Genomic DNA, 16146 nt, shown 5'->3' with positions numbered 1-16146 from the left:
TGCTGCCCTTACTCTTGGAATTTGGAAAGGATCATTGATCCGTTGGTGCCGCCGAACCCGAAGGAGTTGGTCATCACCGAATCCAGACCGGCATTGTCCACACGCTCCAGGGCGATTTCGGACGGGTCCAGTTTCGGGTCCAGATCAACGACGTTGATGGATTTGGCGATAAAGTCATTCTTGAGCATCAGCAGGCAGAAGATCGCCTCGAGCGCGCCGGCGGCGCCTTGGGCGTGGCCGGTCATCGACTTGGTGGAGCTGACGGGGGGCGTGCTGCCCTGGCCAAAGACGCGGCGGACCGCTTCGATCTCGCCCACGTCGCCGACAGGTGTGGAGGTGCCATGCGCGTTGATATAGCCGACCTTGCGGCCCTCGGGCAGGGTTTCCAGCGCCAGACGCATGGCGCGTTCGCCGCCCTCGCCGGACGGGGCCACCATGTCGTGACCGTCCGATGTCGCCGCATAGCCGGTAACTTCGGCATAGATCGTGGCACCGCGCGCGTTGGCGTGCTCAAGCTCTTCGAGCACCAGCATGCCGCCGCCGCCCGAAATCACGAACCCGTCGCGGTTGGCGTCAAAGGCGCGGCTCGCGGTTTCAGGGGCGTCGTTATATTTACTGCTCATCGCGCCCATGGCGTCGAACAGGCAGGACAGCGTCCAGTCAAGCTCTTCGCCGCCGCCCGCGAACATCACGTCCTGCTTGCCCAGCATGATCTGTTCTGCCGCGTTGCCGATGCAATGCAGCGAGGTAGAGCAGGCCGAGGTGATGGAATAGTTGATGCCCTTGATCTTGAAGGCGGTCGACAGGTTCGCGCTGACCGTGGAGGACATACATTTCGGCACGGCAAACGGCCCGATCCGCTTGGTCGCGCCGGTGTCGCGCACGACGTTATGTGCGGTGAACAACGCCGAGGTCGACGGCCCGCCAGAGCCCGCCACAAGGCCGGTGCGCGGGTTGCTGATCTGGTCTTCGCTCAGGCCTGCATCCGCGATGGCCTGCTGCATGGCGATATAGGCATAAGCTGCGCCGCCGCCCATGAAGCGCAGCGCGCGTTTGTCGATGTGGTCGGCCACATCAATCTTGAGCGTCCCTGCAACGCGGCTGCGAAAGCCGTGCTCTGTCATTTCGGGGCTGGCGACGATGCCGCTGGTCCCGTCTTTGAGCGATGCCAGAACTTCTTCTGCATTGTTTCCGATGGACGAGACAATTCCCAATCCTGTGACGACGACGCGGCGCATGGGCTGCACTCCCTTGATCTGTGTGGGGCGGGTGCCCTCTTGATGCTGCGCGGCCCGCACGCATGTCGCGGGGCCGCACGTTCGTTTCCCGTTTGCCGCCTATGGGGCGACAAATCAAGTCATCAGTCTGTCTGGAAGACCAGCAAGGTGATCCGAGCGATGATCTGACGGGTGGGCTTAGCTCTCGCTTAGCGCGACCTTCATGTCCTTGACCTGATAGATCACTTCACCGTCGGCTTCGACGATGCCATCGGCAACACCCATGGTAAGGCGGCGGGTCTGGATCGCTTTGGTAAAGTCGATCTTGTAGGTCAGCATCTTGCGGTCAGGGCGCACCATGCCGGTCAACTTCACTTCGCCCACGCCAAGCGCATAGCCGCGCCCCTGCCAGCCGCGCCAGCCAAGGTTAAAGCCGGTCAGCTGCCACAGACCATCCAGGCCAAGGCAGCCGGGCATGATCGGGTTGCCGGGGAAGTGGCAGTCAAAGAACCACAGGTCGGGCGTGATGTCGAATTCCGCCGTGATGTGGCCTTTGCCATGGGCACCGCCGTCAGCCGAGACGTCTGTGATCCGGTCCATCATCAGCATCGGCGGGGCGGGCAGCTGCGCGTTGCCTTCGCCGAAAAGCTCGCCACGGGCGCATTTGAGCAGGGCTTCTTTGTCAAAGCTGGTGGGGTAGTCGGCCATAATATCGCGGCTCCTGAAGGCTGAATTTCAAATCCCGGCAGGTTTAGCATTGCGCGCCGCAGGCCCGCAAGGGCGCAGGCACACCGCAGTTACGCGACGGCGAAAGGCACCGTTGGCAAGAGTTTCCGGATTTCCGTTTGAAAACCATCGCCATTGCCCCTTATATATAGCGCATGAGAGGTACTTATAGCCAATGACCCAAACAACACAGCAGATCAGTTCTGAGTGGCTTGCCAAGGCGGGCCTGCGCCCCACGCGGCAGCGCATGACGCTGGCGCATCTGTTGGTGGGCGACGGTCAGCACCGCCATGTCACCGCCGAAAGCCTGTTTGACGCGGCCAAGGGGCAGGGCGATGCCGTTTCGCTGGCAACGGTCTACAACACCCTGCGCGCCTTTTGCGACGCGGAGCTGATGCAGGAAGTCACGGTTGACGGGTCCAAAAGCTATTTCGATACCAACACCCATGATCACCCCCACTTTTTCTGGGAGGACGAGGCGCGTCTGTCCGATGCGCCCTCTGACCAATTGGTGATCGCGCAGTTACCCGACGCCCCCGAAGGGGCCGAGATCGCCTCGGTCGATGTGGTGATCCGCCTGCGCCGCAAAGGCTAGGGCCTTTCGGTCTGGGACACGGTTTTTACCGGTCCCGTCCGTTCAGAACCACTGCCCCGGTTCCATCAAACCCAGATCCAGCAGTTGCCGTGAATGCCATTCAAACGGCGCGGAGTTGTGCCATTTGAAGCTGGCGATACTGTCCCTGCTGCCCGGGTTGGACTTGAGCGCCTTAGCCGTGCGGAATGAACAGATCGACGCCGTGATATTGTGGTGCCACGGGCAGGCGTAGGTGTTGTATTCTTCATCCGTGAAGGTGTGATCGTCCCGCATCCGCACTCCGGGCTTGGCGCGGAACAGCGAGATCCGGTCGATCTTGCGCCGGGCGGCGGGCACATGTTCCTCGAACCGCCAACGCAACCCGCCAAAGAAATCAAGCTGCCGTTCCTTGGGGTGGTTGTCCGGCGTGCCGTCAGGCCGCGCCAGCGCGTAATAGCCGGACCGGTCCAGAAAGGCGTTGTCCAGCGACACCGCGTTCGGGGCGGCACCTAGATCATCTGCATAAAGATCAACGACATAGGTGAGCATCGCATCGCGGCGCTCTTCCGTGTGAAAGGCCAGCAACTCCCCCACGGTGCGCGTCTCGCAGAAAGGGTAGAACAGATATTCGGCGTTGTAGCAGGTATAAAGCCATTGCCCCGGTGCGGCCTCGATCACGGCGTTTACGGCATTTTCCAGCGCGCCCTCGCGGTCCATGTCGTAATCCACACGCAGCACGCCTTTGCTTTCGGCGACATCACGGGCCAGCGTGAAACTTGCGGGCATAAAGGCGACAACGGTGGCAAAGCCAAGCTGCTGGTGATGGCGCAGCGTCGTCTCGATCTCTATCGCGTCTTCGACCATGATGAGGGCAATGGGCCCCTTGCTCAGCACCGCTTTGCTGTCAGTGATAAAATGGTCAAGACTGCGGTACTGCATGACACCCCGGCTCTAGTTGTACTGTGCCCTAAATCTGTCAAATCGGGACGCATTGCAAGAGAACGCTGGCGCTGTTAGACCGCGCTTTTGCACCTTTCATCAACGGACCCTGCCATGACCGCGCCAAAAAAGCTGTTCATCAAGACCTACGGCTGCCAGATGAATGTCTACGACAGTGAACGTATGGCCGAGTCTCTGGGCGATAACTACGTCGAGACAAAGACCGCAGCCGACGCGGATATGATCCTGCTGAACACCTGCCACATCCGTGAAAAGGCAGCAGAAAAAGTCTATTCTGAACTGGGCCGCCTGAAGCCGCTCAAAGAACTGAACCCCGATCTGAAGATTGGCGTCGCAGGCTGTGTTGCGCAGGCCGAAGGGGCAGAGATCATGCGCCGTCAGCCTGCCGTTGATCTGGTCGTGGGACCGCAATCCTATCACCGCCTGCCCGCGATGGAGGCGCGCGTGCGCTCTGGCAAAACCGCGCTTGATACGGATTTCCCAGAAGAGGATAAATTCGAAAAGCTGAAAGGCCGCGGCAAAGCGACGCGTGCGCCTTCTGCGTTTTTGACCGTGCAGGAAGGCTGCGACAAATTCTGCGCCTTCTGCGTGGTGCCCTATACCCGCGGTGCCGAGGTGTCGCGCCCCGCGACCCGCGTGCTGACCGAGGCCCGCGAACTGGTCGAACGCGGCGTGCGCGAAGTCACCCTGCTGGGGCAGAACGTCAACGCCTATCACGGCGTGGGGGAAGAGGGGGCGGATTACACGCTCGCCCGCCTGATCAAGGAGTTGGCCAAGATCGACGGGCTTGAACGCATCCGCTACACCACCAGCCACCCCAACGATATGGACGACGCGCTGATCGCCGCCCATGGCGAGATCGACAAGCTGATGCCCTATCTGCACCTGCCCGTGCAATCCGGCTCGGACCGTATCCTCAAGCGGATGAACCGCAGCCACACCGCCGAAAGCTATCTGCGGCTGATCGAACGCATCCGCGCCGCGCGCCCCGATATCGTGATGTCGGGCGATTTCATCGTCGGCTTCCCCGAAGAAACCGACGCGGATTTCGAAGCCACGATGGAGCTCGTCCGCGAGGTGAAATACGGCTACGCCTATTCGTTCAAATACTCGACGCGTCCCGGCACCCCCGCCGCCGAACGCCCGCAGGTGGAACCCGCCATAGCCGACGAACGCCTGCAGCGCTTGCAAGGGCTGATCACCGGCCAACAGCGCGAGATCCAGAACAGCATGGTGGGGCGTGATGTTTCCGTTCTTGTCGAAAAATCGGGCCGCGAGGCGGGGCAGATGGTGGGGAAATCCGAATACCTCCACTCTGTGCATATCGACGAGGCGCAAGCCGAAATTGGCGACGTTGTTCGTGTCAGAATCGTTGATGCCAAAACCAATTCTTTGACGGCGCGTCAGATTTAGGCGTCACCGCTCGCGATTTGCCCGCAATGATTGTAGACCAAAACGACTGCAATGGCCGGAAAATGGCGTAAGTGTGGCAGTAATATAGTAAATATGGCCGCATTCGCGCTTCACAGAAGCGCGTTTACCTCTTAATCTCACAACATATAGCGGATGACCGTGGTGCCTGGGGTATCTGTGGGTCTTCCGACTGGGGGACAGTAAGAAAAGGACGAGGGCTGTGTTTATTACAATTTCCAAGGGGCTACGGCTGTTTGCGGGCACGATGATTGCCGCAACATTCGTGCTTCAGGCATCTGCTGCCGATGCACAAACAAGATCTCAACAGGGCCGCGACAAGGGCCAGTATATTCCAACGATCTGGGTTGACCCCGATGGGTGTGAACATTGGGTCATGGATGACGGTGCCGAAGGCTATATGACACCGCATGTCACCCGTCAGGGTATTCCGGTCTGCCGCCGGGGTAACGTCTGCGGCGTGATGAATACGGACCAGTTTTTCAACACCGACAGCTACCGTGTGCACCCGCAGGGCCGCGCCCGTCTGGCTGAATTCTTCAAGACCACGGGTGCCGTGTCCTATATCATCAGCGGGCACACAGACAGCCGCGCGTCGGATGCCTATAACATGAAGCTGTCGCTGAACCGTGCCAATGCGGTTGCCAGCATCGCCCAGCAATCGGGGGCCCGCATCGCGGATGTCCGTGGCTATGGCGAACGGATGCCAGCGGCGTCCAATGGCACAGCGGGCGGTATGGCCAAGAACCGCCGCGTCGAAATCATCTGCATTCGCTAAGGGGACAGTAACGTGATGAAAGCTAAGATTATGATGGTCACCGCCTGCGCCCTGACACTGGGTGCCTGCGCTGACTACGAAGGCCGGGGCTATCCCGCCGATAAAACCCTCGACCGTGGCTTTGACAAAAAGCACCTGAGCCAGCTTCAGGCCGGCATCTGGGTCGATCCCAATGGCTGCGACCACTGGATCATCGACGACGGCGTCGAAGGCTACCTGAGCCAGCGACTGGACAAATACGGCAAGCCGGTCTGCTCCGGCGTGGCCCAGCCCACATATACGGCGGGCGACTTCAAAGGCGGCTCGCGCGTCCGAGATCCCAACTGATCTTGCGACCACTCCTGCAAATAGGATCGGGCCGGCGCGTTTTACGCTCCGGCCCTTTTTTGTCGGCTCCAAGGGGTACATAGTTTGAATATGGGACCCATATTAATCCAAAGACACCTCCAATTAGGAAAACGCTTTGCCATCTAGTGACACAATGACGCCTCCCGCTTCTCACGCGCAGCAGCTTGAATTTCCGGACAACCGGCTTCTGATCGATCTCTGCGGCCCCTATGACGCCAACCTGACCGCCGTAGAGACGGCGCTTGAGGTCCAGATCGTGCGTCGGGGCAACCACCTGTCTGTGATGGGAGAGGAAGACGCGACCACTCGCGCTGCCTCTGTGCTCGAAGGGCTTTACGCCCGACTGGAAGGCGGGCGCAGTGTGGAGCCCGCCGATGTCACCAGTTTGCTACGCATGGGCGATTCCGCCGCTGGGACGGGGGTGCGCCCGGGCGACCAGATCGAGATGCCGAATTTGGGCGGCGTCGAAATCCAGACCCGCAAGAAACGCGTCGAACCCCGCACGGCTGCGCAGAAAGCCTATGTGCAATCGCTGTTCGACAACGAACTGGCCTTCGGCATCGGCCCTGCCGGTACGGGTAAAACCTATCTTGCGGTGGCCGTCGGCGTGTCGATGTTCATCGGGGGCCACGTGGACCGCATCATCCTGTCGCGCCCTGCCGTTGAGGCGGGGGAGAAGCTGGGCTACCTGCCCGGTGACATGAAGGACAAGGTCGATCCCTACATGCAGCCCCTTTATGACGCGCTGAACGATTTCTTGCCCGGCAAGCAACTGGCCAAGCTGATCGAAGAGAAAAAGATCGAGATCGCCCCGCTGGCCTTCATGCGCGGGCGCACCCTGTCCAACGCCTTTGTTGTGCTGGACGAGGCGCAGAACGCGACCTCGATGCAGATGAAGATGTTCCTGACCCGTCTGGGCGAAGGCTCGCGGATGGTGATCACCGGTGACCGGACCCAGATCGACTTGCCACGCGGCGTGCCATCGGGCTTGCAAGACGCGGAACGGCTGCTCAAGACGATCCCCAAGATCAGCTTTAACTACTTCACCTCGAAAGACGTGGTGCGCCACCCGCTCGTGGCCGCGATCATCGAAGCCTATGAAGCAGATGCAGGCCACGCGTGATGCCCGCCTGCTTCATTTTGCCAAATAAACTCCGGGGGGCCGGGGGCTGGCCCCCGGTGGGGCGCTGATGCAGGCGCTTGACGTGATAGAGGAAGACCCCCGTTGGGCCGGTCTGGACCTTGATACCCTATGCCCCCGCGCGATGCGCGCCACATTGGCGCATCTGTCGCTGGATGCCGACACCGCCGAGGTGACGGTGCTGGCCTGCGACGATGCACATATCGCCACGTTGAATGCAGATTTTCGCGACAAGCCCACGCCGACCAATGTGCTCAGCTGGCCTGCCGAGGAACGCGGTGCCGCGCGCGACGGCGAACTTCCGCTGTCGGTCACGCCGGGGTTCGACAATATGCTGGAACTGGGCGACATCGCGATTTCATATGACACCTGCCACGCCGAGGCAGAGGCCGCAGGCCGCCCGATGGCCGATCACGTGACCCATTTGATCGTGCACGGGCTGCTCCACCTTCTGGGGTATGACCACGAACGAGACGGGGATGCGACCCTGATGGAACGGTTAGAAGTAGAAATACTTGGCAAATTGGGGTTGGATGACCCATATAGAGACGACGCAGTGCAACCGCCTGCCTAAACACATAAAGACAGGACCCGATGGGCGACACAGACGGATCATCTGAGGCGGCGCAGAGCGCGCAGTTGGAAGACATCATACCGGCCTCCGAGGCCGAAGAAACCGAAGACACCCCGAAATCCGGTGGCTTCTTTTCCCGGGTCATGGGCGCACTCAGCGCGTCGGACAACGAGGAAGAGGAGGAGATCACCGCGGCACAGACTGACAGGCTGTCCACCCGCGGCATGATGAACTTGCGCCGGATGCGGGTGGATGATGTGGCAGTGCCCAAGGCGGATATCACAGCCGTGCCGGTGACCTCGACGCTGGACGAACTGGTCGGCGTGTTCAAGGACAGCGGCATGACGCGCCTGCCGGTGTATGACGGCACGCTGGACACGCCCGTTGGCATGGCACACCTCAAAGATCTGGCGCTGACCCACGGATTTAATGGCAGAAACGCCGAGTTTGATCTTAACGCGCTGCTCCGCCCCCTGCTGTTCGTGCCGCCGTCCATGACCATTGGCGTCTTGCTGACCAAGATGCAGGCCGAACGACGTCATATGGCGCTGGTGATTGACGAATACGGCGGGGTCGACGGGCTGGTCACGATCGAGGATCTGATCGAACAGGTCATCGGCGAGATCGAAGACGAACACGACGTGGACGAAGGCAAATACTGGACGGTCGAAAAGCCCGGCTGCTACCTTGCGCTGGCCAAGACGCCTCTGGATGATTTCGAGGCCGAGATTGGCCATTCGCTGACCGATCACGATGACGTCGACGAAGAAGAGATCGACACCCTCGGCGGGTTGGTCTTCATGCTGTCGGGACGGGTGCCGGCGCGTGGCGAAGTGGTCGTGCATCCCGATGGCCCCGAGTTCGAGGTGATCGACGCCGATCCGCGCCGGATCAAGCGTTTGCGCGTGCGTATGGCCGGATCTCACTGATGACTTTGCGCAGTGCCGCTTGGATGCGGTTCGGGGCCGCGGTGCTTGCGGGCGTTGTCGCGGCCTTTGGGCAGGCCCCCTATGATCTGCCGCTGGTCTTGCTTGCTGCACTTGCGGCGGTTCTGTTGATCTACCGCGCTGCTGCGACGCCCCGGCAGGCCGCAGCGCTCGGCTGGGGCTTTGGCTTTGGCTACTTCTTGCATGGATGGTCTTGGCTGGTATCGCCCTTCATGGTCGACCCCGAACGCTATGCCTGGATGGCACCTTTTGCTGTGGTGGGGCTGACGGGCGGTTTGGCTTTGTATTGGGCTTTGGCGTTCTACGTGTCCCGCCGGTTGTCGGTACAGGTCTGGCCGCTGATCTTCGTCCTGCCCGCCGCCGAAATGCTGCGCGGTTATCTGTTCACCGGCTTCCCTTGGGGGATGTTCTCTCAGTCTTTGGTCAACCATTGGCCGGGGCAGGGGCTTGCGTTGGTGGGGCCCTATGGCTTGACCCTTGCCTTTGTTGCGCTGGCCGTGGCGGTGATACAGCGCGCGCGGGGCCCGTTGCTGCGGCATGGCGCTGTCTGGGGCGCGCGGGTCTTGGGTGTGGCGGCGTTGATCGTGCCCTTTGGGGGGGACGACGCCCCGATCACTGACCATATGATCCGTATGGTGCAGCCGAATGCGGCACAGAAAGACAAGTGGGACCCCGTCAAAATCCCCGAATTCTTTGATCGTCAGCTGGCGCTGACCGCTGCGCCGCCTGCGCAGGGGGATGCGGCACCTGATCTGATCCTCTGGTCGGAAACCGCCATCGCATGGCCGCTTGATCTGGCCCATGGCGCGCTGACATATATCAGCGAAGCCGCCGCGGGTACGCCCGTGGTGCTGGGGGTGCAGCGGCGCGACGACATGGCCTATTACAACTCTGCCGTGTTGCTGGGGCCGGATGCCGAGGTTGTGCAGACCTATGACAAGCACCACCTCGTGCCCTTTGGCGAATATATCCCCTTTGGCGATCTGCTGGGCCGTATCGGTCTGCGCGGCATGGCGGCGCAGTTTGGCAGCGGTTTTTCTTCGGGTCCGGGGGCTGCGCTGATGGATCTGGGGCCCTTGGGCCAGGCGCTTCCCCTGATCTGCTACGAGGCCGTCTTTGCGCGGGACGTCAACGCCGCACCGGCGCGGCCTGCGTTCTTGATGCAGCTCACGAATGATGCGTGGTTCGGCAAGGGGCAGGGGCCGTTGCAGCATCTGGCTCAGGCGCGGATGCGCGCGATAGAGCAAGGTTTGCCTATGGCGCGCGTCGCCAACACGGGCGTTTCGGCGATGATTGACCCCTGGGGCCGCATCACAAAGAGTTTGGCCCTGAACGAGGCAGGCTTTCTGGATGCCCCTCTGCCCGCTCCACGCCCTGCGACACCCTATAGCAGATGGGGCGAATGGCCGTTTCTTTTCATCACTTTGGCGGGGCTAGCCCTTGTTATCTTGCGCCGCCGACGCAACTTAAAGTTTGACCAAAGGGGCAGGCAAAGCTAAGCCCCGTTAATCGGCCACAACGGCTTCCTGACGTGGCTAAGAAATCTATTGGAGCACTAAATGTCCCGCAAAAACTACACGTTCACTTCGGAATCCGTTTCCGAGGGCCACCCGGATAAGGTCTGCGACCGGATTTCCGACGCCGTACTTGATGCCTTTCTGACCGAAGAACCCGAAGCGCGTGTCGCGGCGGAGACCTTTGCTACCACCAACCGCGTGGTCATCGGTGGCGAGGTTGGCCTGTCGAACAAGGACAAGCTGGACGAATACCTTGGCAAGATCGACGGCATTGCCCGCGCCTGCATCAAGGACATCGGCTACGAGCAGGATGAATTCCACCACGCCACCTGCGAGATCACCAACCTGCTGCACCCGCAGTCGGCGCATATCGCGCAAGGCGTGGACGCATCAGGCGACAAGGAAGAAGGCGCGGGCGATCAGGGCATCATGTTCGGTTTCGCCACCAACGAGACGCCAGAGCTGATGCCGGCGCCGATCCACTATGCCCATGCGATCCTGCGCCGTTTAGCCGAAGTGCGCAAAGACGGGGCAGAGCCGACATTGCGCCCCGACGCCAAAAGCCAGCTTTCCGTGCGCTATGAAGACGGCAAGCCCGTTGGCGTGTCCTCTATCGTCTTGTCGACGCAGCACGCCGACGCAGGCCAGACCAGCGCCGACATCCGCGACATCGTCGAACCCTATATCACCCAGGTTCTGCCCGAAGGCTGGATCACCCCCGACACCGAATGGTGGGTGAACCCGACGGGGACCTTTGTCATCGGCGGCCCTGATGGCGACGCGGGCCTGACCGGGCGCAAGATCATTGTGGATACCTATGGCGGTGCGGCACCTCATGGGGGCGGCGCGTTCTCGGGGAAAGACCCGACGAAGGTTGACCGCTCTGCCGCCTATGTGGCGCGCTATTTGGCGAAAAACGTCGTGGCTGCCGGTCTGGCCGAAAAGTGTACGATTCAGCTGAGCTATGCCATCGGCGTGTCCAAACCCCTGTCGATCTACTGCGATACTTACGGTGGCGACGCGGATGTCACGGATGCGGCGATTGAAAAGGCGATCCGTCAGATCATCGACCTAACACCGCGCGGCATCCGCGAGCATCTGCAGTTGAACCGCCCCATCTTTGAACGCACCGCGGCCTACGGCCACTTTGGCCGCGCGCCCGAAGCGGATGGCGGCTTTAGCTGGGAAAAGACCGATCTGGTCGATGCGCTAAAGGCCGCGCTGTAAGCACTGCTTGATTGCACAAGAAAGGGCAGCCCCAATGGGCTGCCCTTTTGCGTTGGTGGGGTTGTTACAGCTCTCCTAGACCGGGGCGTTTACCGATCGAGACGTGGTCGATATCTTCGGTCCGGAACCCCTTGATCAGCGACGGGATCATCGCAAAGACCAGCAGGAAGATCGGCAAGCCGACGACCGTGATCACCTGTTGCAAGGCGGTCAGCCCCAAATCGCCTGCAAGGATCAGCAACATCGCCGCGACCAGACCTTCGGACACGCCCCAGAACACCCGCTGGCGGGTGGGGCCGGGTTCGGGCGAACCGGTGCACAGCATGTCGACAACCAGCGACGCGGAATCCGAGGATGTTGCAAAGAAGATCGCCACCACCAGCACGGCAACGCCCTGCACGATATCGGCGAAGGGAAAGCTTTCGAAAAACGCGAACATGGCCAGCGGGACAGAGTCAGCCACTGCAGCGCTCAGCGAACCGGCTTGCGCGCCAAGAGCCGCGCGCGCGGCGGTGCCGATGCCGTCAATCTCCATCGCTTGCCAGCCGAAGATAGAGAACCAGACCAGCGTGAAGAGCGAGGGGGCCAGCAGCACGCCAAAGACGAACTCCCGTATCGTGCGCCCTCGCGAAATCCGCGCGACGAACAGGCCGATGAAGGGTGACCATGTGACCGTCCAGGCCCAGTAAAACACCGTCCAACTGCCTTGCCAGCCCCAATCGCCATTTGCGGGGTTGGTATCGGCAAGCATATCATTCCAGAAGGCGAGCCGTGGCAGGTTGCTTAGGTACAGGCCAAAGGTCTCGACCATGCCACGCAGCAGGAACAGGGTCGAACCGGTCACCAGTACAAAGACCATCAACGCCACGGCCATGCCGATATTGAGGTTGGACAGCAGCTTCACGCCCTTATCGAGCCCCGCCACGATAGACGCCACGGCAACGGCGGTCAGCGCGGTCAGGATGCCGACCTGCAGCGGCACGCCGGCGTCCCACCCAAACAGCGCCGACAAGCCCGCTGCGATCTGCGATGACCCCAGCCCAAGCGAGACCGCGACGCCGAACAGCGTGCCGAGGATCGACGCGATGTCGATCGCCTTGCCCCAAGGGCCGTGGATGCGCTCTTTTAACAGCGGGTAAAAGACCGAACTGACCCGTACGGGCAGGTCATAACGGTTGATGAAATAGGCAAAGGCAAGACCGGGCAGCGCGAAGATCGTCCAGGTGTGCAGCGCAAGGTGGTATGTGGCGATAGAGATGGCGTCTTGTGCGGCCTGTTCCGTGAAAGGTTCAACGCCGGGCAGGGGCGGGTCCGAAAAATGGCTGATCGGTTCGGCCACGCCCCAGAACATCAGCACGGTGCCGATGCCGCCCGCGAAAAGCATGGTGAACCACGACAGGTTTGTATACTCGGGGCGGCTGTCGCGCGGGCCAAGGCGGATATGGCCGTGACGGCTCATCGCGGCCCAGATCAGAAAGCCCAGCCAGACGTTGACGCCAAGAATAAAGAACCACCCCAGATGCGATACGATCCAGGCGCGGCCTGTGGCGAAGGCGTCCCCGATCGGTTCAGGGGCAAGTACAAGGGCCAGTACAAATAGGGCGGTACACAGGGCGGAAACAAAGAAGATTGTAGGATCCGTTCGTAGTCCTAGTCGGCTTGCCAGTTCCCGCATTCGCATGTCCTCCGCTGCATTATTATCGGTTCTCGCTCAGGTAGAGCGCTGTAGCTCAACGTAAAGTCCCTGTGATCGTTCCGGGTTTGCAGCGCCTCAAGGGGGGCACCGCCGTTGCGCATGGGGCGCGTGGGCTTTTGCAGCGCGGGGTTACGCGAAATGTTGCGCCCGTCCCCCTCGCAGGCTAAAGCCAGCGCCATGACACATCCTGAACGCCCCCGCCGCAATTTCTACGGTCGCCTTAAAGGCAAATCGCTTAAGCAAAGCCAAAAAGGCTATATCGAAGAGGATCTAGAGGCGCTGTCGCCCGGTCCTGTCGATTGGGATGCGAACCCCGACCGTACGCCGTTGGACCTGCCGACGCTGTTTGGCGGCAAACCCGTCTGGCTCGAGGTCGGCTTTGGCGGCGGTGAGCATATGGTGCATCAGGCGGCGCAAAACCCTGACGTAGGCATCATCGGCTGCGAACCCTACATCAACGGGGTCGCGATGCTGTTGGGCAAGATCCGCCGCGCGGGTGTTGATAACGTGGCGATCCATCCGGGCGATGCACGCGATATCTTTGACGTGCTGCCAGAGGCATCGATTGACCGCGCCTTCCTGCTGTATCCTGATCCGTGGCCCAAAACGCGCCACCACCGGCGCCGCTTTGTGACGCCGGAACATCTTGAGCCGCTGGCAAAGGTGCTCAAGCCCGGCGCGATCTTCCGCGTTGCCACGGACATTGAGGACTATGTGCGCCAGACGCTTGAACAGGTGCCACGGCACGGGTTTGAATGGCTGGCGGAACGCCCCGGCGACTGGAAAGAACCGTGGGGCGACTGGATTTCCACCCGCTACGAACAAAAAGCCCTGCGCGAGGGGCGCGTGCCGCACTACCTGACCTTCCGCAAGACCTGAGCGGGCGCGCGCGGGCGAGAACGCTGGTGATGGACGGGGCGGGATCGCTGGTTTAAGACGGGCTTTCAGGAAGTTTTTTTGAGGGTTTTCCATGTCCAGCCACGCCACGCCCGTCCCGATGACCTCTACCGCTTGCGGCCCGCTGTCTGGCGTGGCCGAGGTGCCGGGGGACAAGTCGATCTCGCACCGGTCCTTGATTTTGGGCGCAATGTGCATCGGCGAAACCACCATCAGCGGATTGCTTGAAGGCGACGACGTGCTGGACACGGCCAAGGCGATGCAGGCCTTTGGCGCGGAAGTGACCAATATGGGCGGTGGCAACTGGTCAGTGCGCGGTGTGGGCGTGGGCGGTTTCGCAGAACCGGACGGGGTGATCGACTGCGGAAACTCGGGCACGGGGGTGCGCTTGATCATGGGGTCGATGGCGACCTCCCCCATCACCGCGACATTCACCGGCGACGCCAGCCTGAACGGTCGCCCCATGGCGCGGGTCACCGACCCGCTAGCGCTGTTTGGCACGCAAGCCGTGGGCCGCAAAGGCGGGCGTTTGCCCATGACCATCGTGGGGGCCGCTGACCCTGTGCCCGTGCGCTACACCGTGCCAGTGCCGTCCGCACAGGTGAAATCTGCCGTGTTGCTGGCAGGGCTGAACGCCCCCGGCAAGACCGTCGTGATCGAGGCCGAGGCCACGCGCGACCATACGGAGCGGATGTTGGCGGGTTTCGGGGCCGAGATCACGGTGGAAGACACCGACGAGGGCCGTGTGATCACTCTGACCGGCCAGCCAGAACTGCAAGCGCAGCATGTCGATGTGCCGCGCGATCCGTCCTCGGCTGCGTTTCCGGTCTGTGCTGCCTTGATCGTGCCAGGATCCGACGTGCTGGTGCCGGGGATCGGGCTGAATCCGACACGGGCAGGCCTGTTCACCACGCTGCGCGAGATGGGGGCCGATCTGACCTACGAGAATGAACGCACCGAGGGCGGCGAGCCTGTCGCGGACCTGCGCGCTAAGTTCTCGCCCGACCTTAAGGGGATCGAGGTGCCGCCAGCGCGTGCGGCGTCGATGATCGACGAATATCCGGTGCTTTCTGTCGTGGCCGCCTTTGCGCAGGGCCAGACGATGATGCGCGGCGTGAAAGAGCTGCGGGTCAAGGAAAGCGACCGGATCGACGCGATGGCCAAGGGGCTGCGCGCCAACGGGATAGAAGTAGACGAGGGCCCCGATTGGTGGGCGGTCACCGGACGGGGGCACGGCAACGTGCCGGGCGGGGCCACCTGCGCCAGCCAGCTGGACCACCGCATCGCGATGTCCTTTATGATCCTCGGCATGGCCGCGACGTCGCCTGTCAGTGTGGACGACGGGTCGCCGATCACCACGTCCTTCCCGATCTTCGAGCCGCTGATGAAACGCCTTGGCGCGGATGTGACGCGGGGGGAGGGGTGATGCTGGGCTTTACCGTTGCGATTGACGGGCCGGCTGCGGCGGGCAAGGGCACTGTCGGGCGCGCTGTTGCGGCGCATTTCGGCTTTGCGCATCTGGACACCGGCCTGCTCTATCGCGCCGTAGGGGCGAAAGTGCTGGAGGGCATGACCGCCGAAGAGGCCGCCTTGACCCTGCAAGCCGATGATCTTGAGAATGACCAACTGCGCAACAACGCCGTGGCAGAGGCCGCGAGCCGCGCGGCCGCGATCCCCGCTGTGCGGGCCGCTTTGGTCGATTTCCAGCGCAGCTTTGCCATGCGGGCAGGGGGCGCGGTGCTGGACGGGCGCGACATTGGTACGGTGATCTGCCCCGATGCGCCGGTCAAGCTGTTCATTACCGCCACGCCCGAGGTCCGTGCACAGCGCCGCTTTGCCGAGCTTAGCGCCAAGGGGGCCGAGGTCACCGTCGAAGGGGTGCTGGCCGATGTACAGGCCCGCGATGCCCGCGACAGCACCCGCGCCGAGGCACCGCTGAAGCCAGCCGAGGATGCAGAGCTGATGGATACCTCGACCATGGATATCGAAACAGCCGTCGCCCGCGCCATCGAACTGGTAGCCGCACGTAGAGGTGACTAAACGCGGCGGAACGAATGTCGCAGCCTGACGTTGGTCTGGGACGTGCCTGTCGATAGGCTGGGCACGATAGGAA

General features: G+C 61.8%; 16 protein-coding genes and 1 riboswitch. Of the genes, 12 read left to right on the top strand and 4 right to left on the bottom strand.

Annotation, left to right across the window (positions count from 1 at the left end; translation table 11 throughout):
- Positions 1-8: 8 nt before the first annotated feature.
- Both fabB and fabA read right to left on the bottom strand, forming a co-directional pair.
- Positions 9-1238, bottom strand: coding sequence for a beta-ketoacyl-ACP synthase I (gene fabB / locus GLP43_RS13470; RefSeq protein ID WP_237279709.1), 1230 nt, complete (start codon positions 1236-1238; stop codon positions 9-11).
- 177 nt (positions 1239-1415) lie between these two features.
- Positions 1416-1925, bottom strand: coding sequence for a bifunctional 3-hydroxydecanoyl-ACP dehydratase/trans-2-decenoyl-ACP isomerase (gene fabA, locus GLP43_RS13465; protein WP_005849435.1), 510 nt, complete (start codon positions 1923-1925; stop codon positions 1416-1418).
- 193 nt (positions 1926-2118) lie between these two features.
- Here fabA and irrA point away from each other — a divergent pair, with 193 nt between their 5' ends.
- Positions 2119-2538, top strand: coding sequence for an iron response transcriptional regulator IrrA (irrA, locus tag GLP43_RS13460; RefSeq protein WP_237279708.1), 420 nt, complete (start codon positions 2119-2121; stop codon positions 2536-2538).
- 42 nt (positions 2539-2580) lie between these two features.
- On the opposite strand, the gene GLP43_RS13455 is transcribed toward irrA, so the two are convergent.
- The gene (locus GLP43_RS13455; RefSeq protein ID WP_237279707.1) at positions 2581-3456 is read right to left on the bottom strand and encodes a glycosyltransferase family 2 protein; all 876 of its coding nucleotides are present in this window, start codon (positions 3454-3456) and stop codon (positions 2581-2583) included.
- Between the two features lie 114 nt (positions 3457-3570).
- Here GLP43_RS13455 and miaB point away from each other — a divergent pair, with 114 nt between their 5' ends.
- The 8 genes from miaB (at position 3571) to metK (ending at position 11440) form a co-directional block, all read left to right on the top strand.
- The gene (gene miaB / locus GLP43_RS13450) at positions 3571-4890 is read left to right on the top strand and encodes a tRNA (N6-isopentenyl adenosine(37)-C2)-methylthiotransferase MiaB (protein WP_237279706.1); all 1320 of its coding nucleotides are present in this window, start codon (positions 3571-3573) and stop codon (positions 4888-4890) included.
- A 220-nt stretch (positions 4891-5110) separates the two neighbouring features.
- Positions 5111-5686: an OmpA family protein gene (locus tag GLP43_RS13445; RefSeq protein ID WP_237279705.1), complete on the top strand. Its 576-nt coding sequence runs from the start codon at positions 5111-5113 to the stop codon at positions 5684-5686.
- Positions 5687-5701: 15 nt separating this feature from the next.
- Positions 5702-6013, top strand: coding sequence for a hypothetical protein (locus tag GLP43_RS13440; RefSeq protein ID WP_237279704.1), 312 nt, complete (start codon positions 5702-5704; stop codon positions 6011-6013).
- Between the two features lie 154 nt (positions 6014-6167).
- Complete coding sequence (locus GLP43_RS13435) at positions 6168-7157, top strand: PhoH family protein (RefSeq protein ID WP_009825126.1); 990 nt, start codon at positions 6168-6170, stop codon at positions 7155-7157.
- Positions 7158-7224: 67 nt separating this feature from the next.
- Positions 7225-7749 carry an rRNA maturation RNase YbeY gene (gene ybeY, locus GLP43_RS13430; protein ID WP_237279703.1) on the top strand — a complete coding sequence of 175 codons (525 nt, stop codon included), beginning with the start codon at positions 7225-7227 and terminating at the stop codon, positions 7747-7749.
- Positions 7750-7769: 20 nt separating this feature from the next.
- The gene (locus tag GLP43_RS13425) at positions 7770-8678 is read left to right on the top strand and encodes a hemolysin family protein (RefSeq protein WP_237279702.1); all 909 of its coding nucleotides are present in this window, start codon (positions 7770-7772) and stop codon (positions 8676-8678) included.
- Positions 8678-10195: an apolipoprotein N-acyltransferase gene (gene lnt / locus GLP43_RS13420; RefSeq protein ID WP_237279701.1), complete on the top strand. Its 1518-nt coding sequence runs from the start codon at positions 8678-8680 to the stop codon at positions 10193-10195. The genes GLP43_RS13425 and lnt overlap by 1 nt, the downstream gene beginning before the upstream one ends.
- A gap of 8 nt (positions 10196-10203) precedes the next feature.
- A riboswitch (SAM-SAH riboswitch) is annotated at positions 10204-10251 on the top strand.
- 4 nt (positions 10252-10255) lie between these two features.
- Entirely contained in the window at positions 10256-11440 is a 1185-nt protein-coding gene (metK, locus tag GLP43_RS13415; protein WP_237279700.1) for a methionine adenosyltransferase, read from the top strand.
- Positions 11441-11504: 64 nt separating this feature from the next.
- Here metK and GLP43_RS13410 read toward each other — a convergent pair whose 3' ends face one another.
- The gene (locus GLP43_RS13410; RefSeq protein ID WP_237279699.1) at positions 11505-13115 is read right to left on the bottom strand and encodes a BCCT family transporter; all 1611 of its coding nucleotides are present in this window, start codon (positions 13113-13115) and stop codon (positions 11505-11507) included.
- Positions 13116-13274: 159 nt separating this feature from the next.
- On the opposite strand from GLP43_RS13410, the gene trmB reads away from it, so the two are divergent.
- The 3 genes from trmB (at position 13275) to GLP43_RS13395 (ending at position 16073) form a co-directional block, all read left to right on the top strand.
- Complete coding sequence (gene trmB / locus GLP43_RS13405) at positions 13275-14015, top strand: tRNA (guanosine(46)-N7)-methyltransferase TrmB (protein WP_443069470.1); 741 nt, start codon at positions 13275-13277, stop codon at positions 14013-14015.
- Between the two features lie 91 nt (positions 14016-14106).
- The gene (aroA, locus tag GLP43_RS13400; RefSeq protein WP_237279698.1) at positions 14107-15459 is read left to right on the top strand and encodes a 3-phosphoshikimate 1-carboxyvinyltransferase; all 1353 of its coding nucleotides are present in this window, start codon (positions 14107-14109) and stop codon (positions 15457-15459) included.
- On the top strand, positions 15459-16073 hold the full coding sequence (locus GLP43_RS13395; RefSeq protein WP_237279697.1) for a (d)CMP kinase: 615 nt from the start codon (positions 15459-15461) through the stop codon (positions 16071-16073). Before aroA ends, GLP43_RS13395 begins: the two co-directional genes overlap by 1 nt.
- Positions 16074-16146 lie beyond the last annotated feature (73 nt).

Source organism: Sulfitobacter sp. M39 (assembly GCF_021735935.1).
In the GTDB taxonomy this organism is placed as follows: domain Bacteria; phylum Pseudomonadota; class Alphaproteobacteria; order Rhodobacterales; family Rhodobacteraceae; genus Sulfitobacter.
The sequence above is the reverse complement of the archived record's forward strand: the minus strand, read 5'-3'. Positions and strand labels throughout refer to the sequence as shown.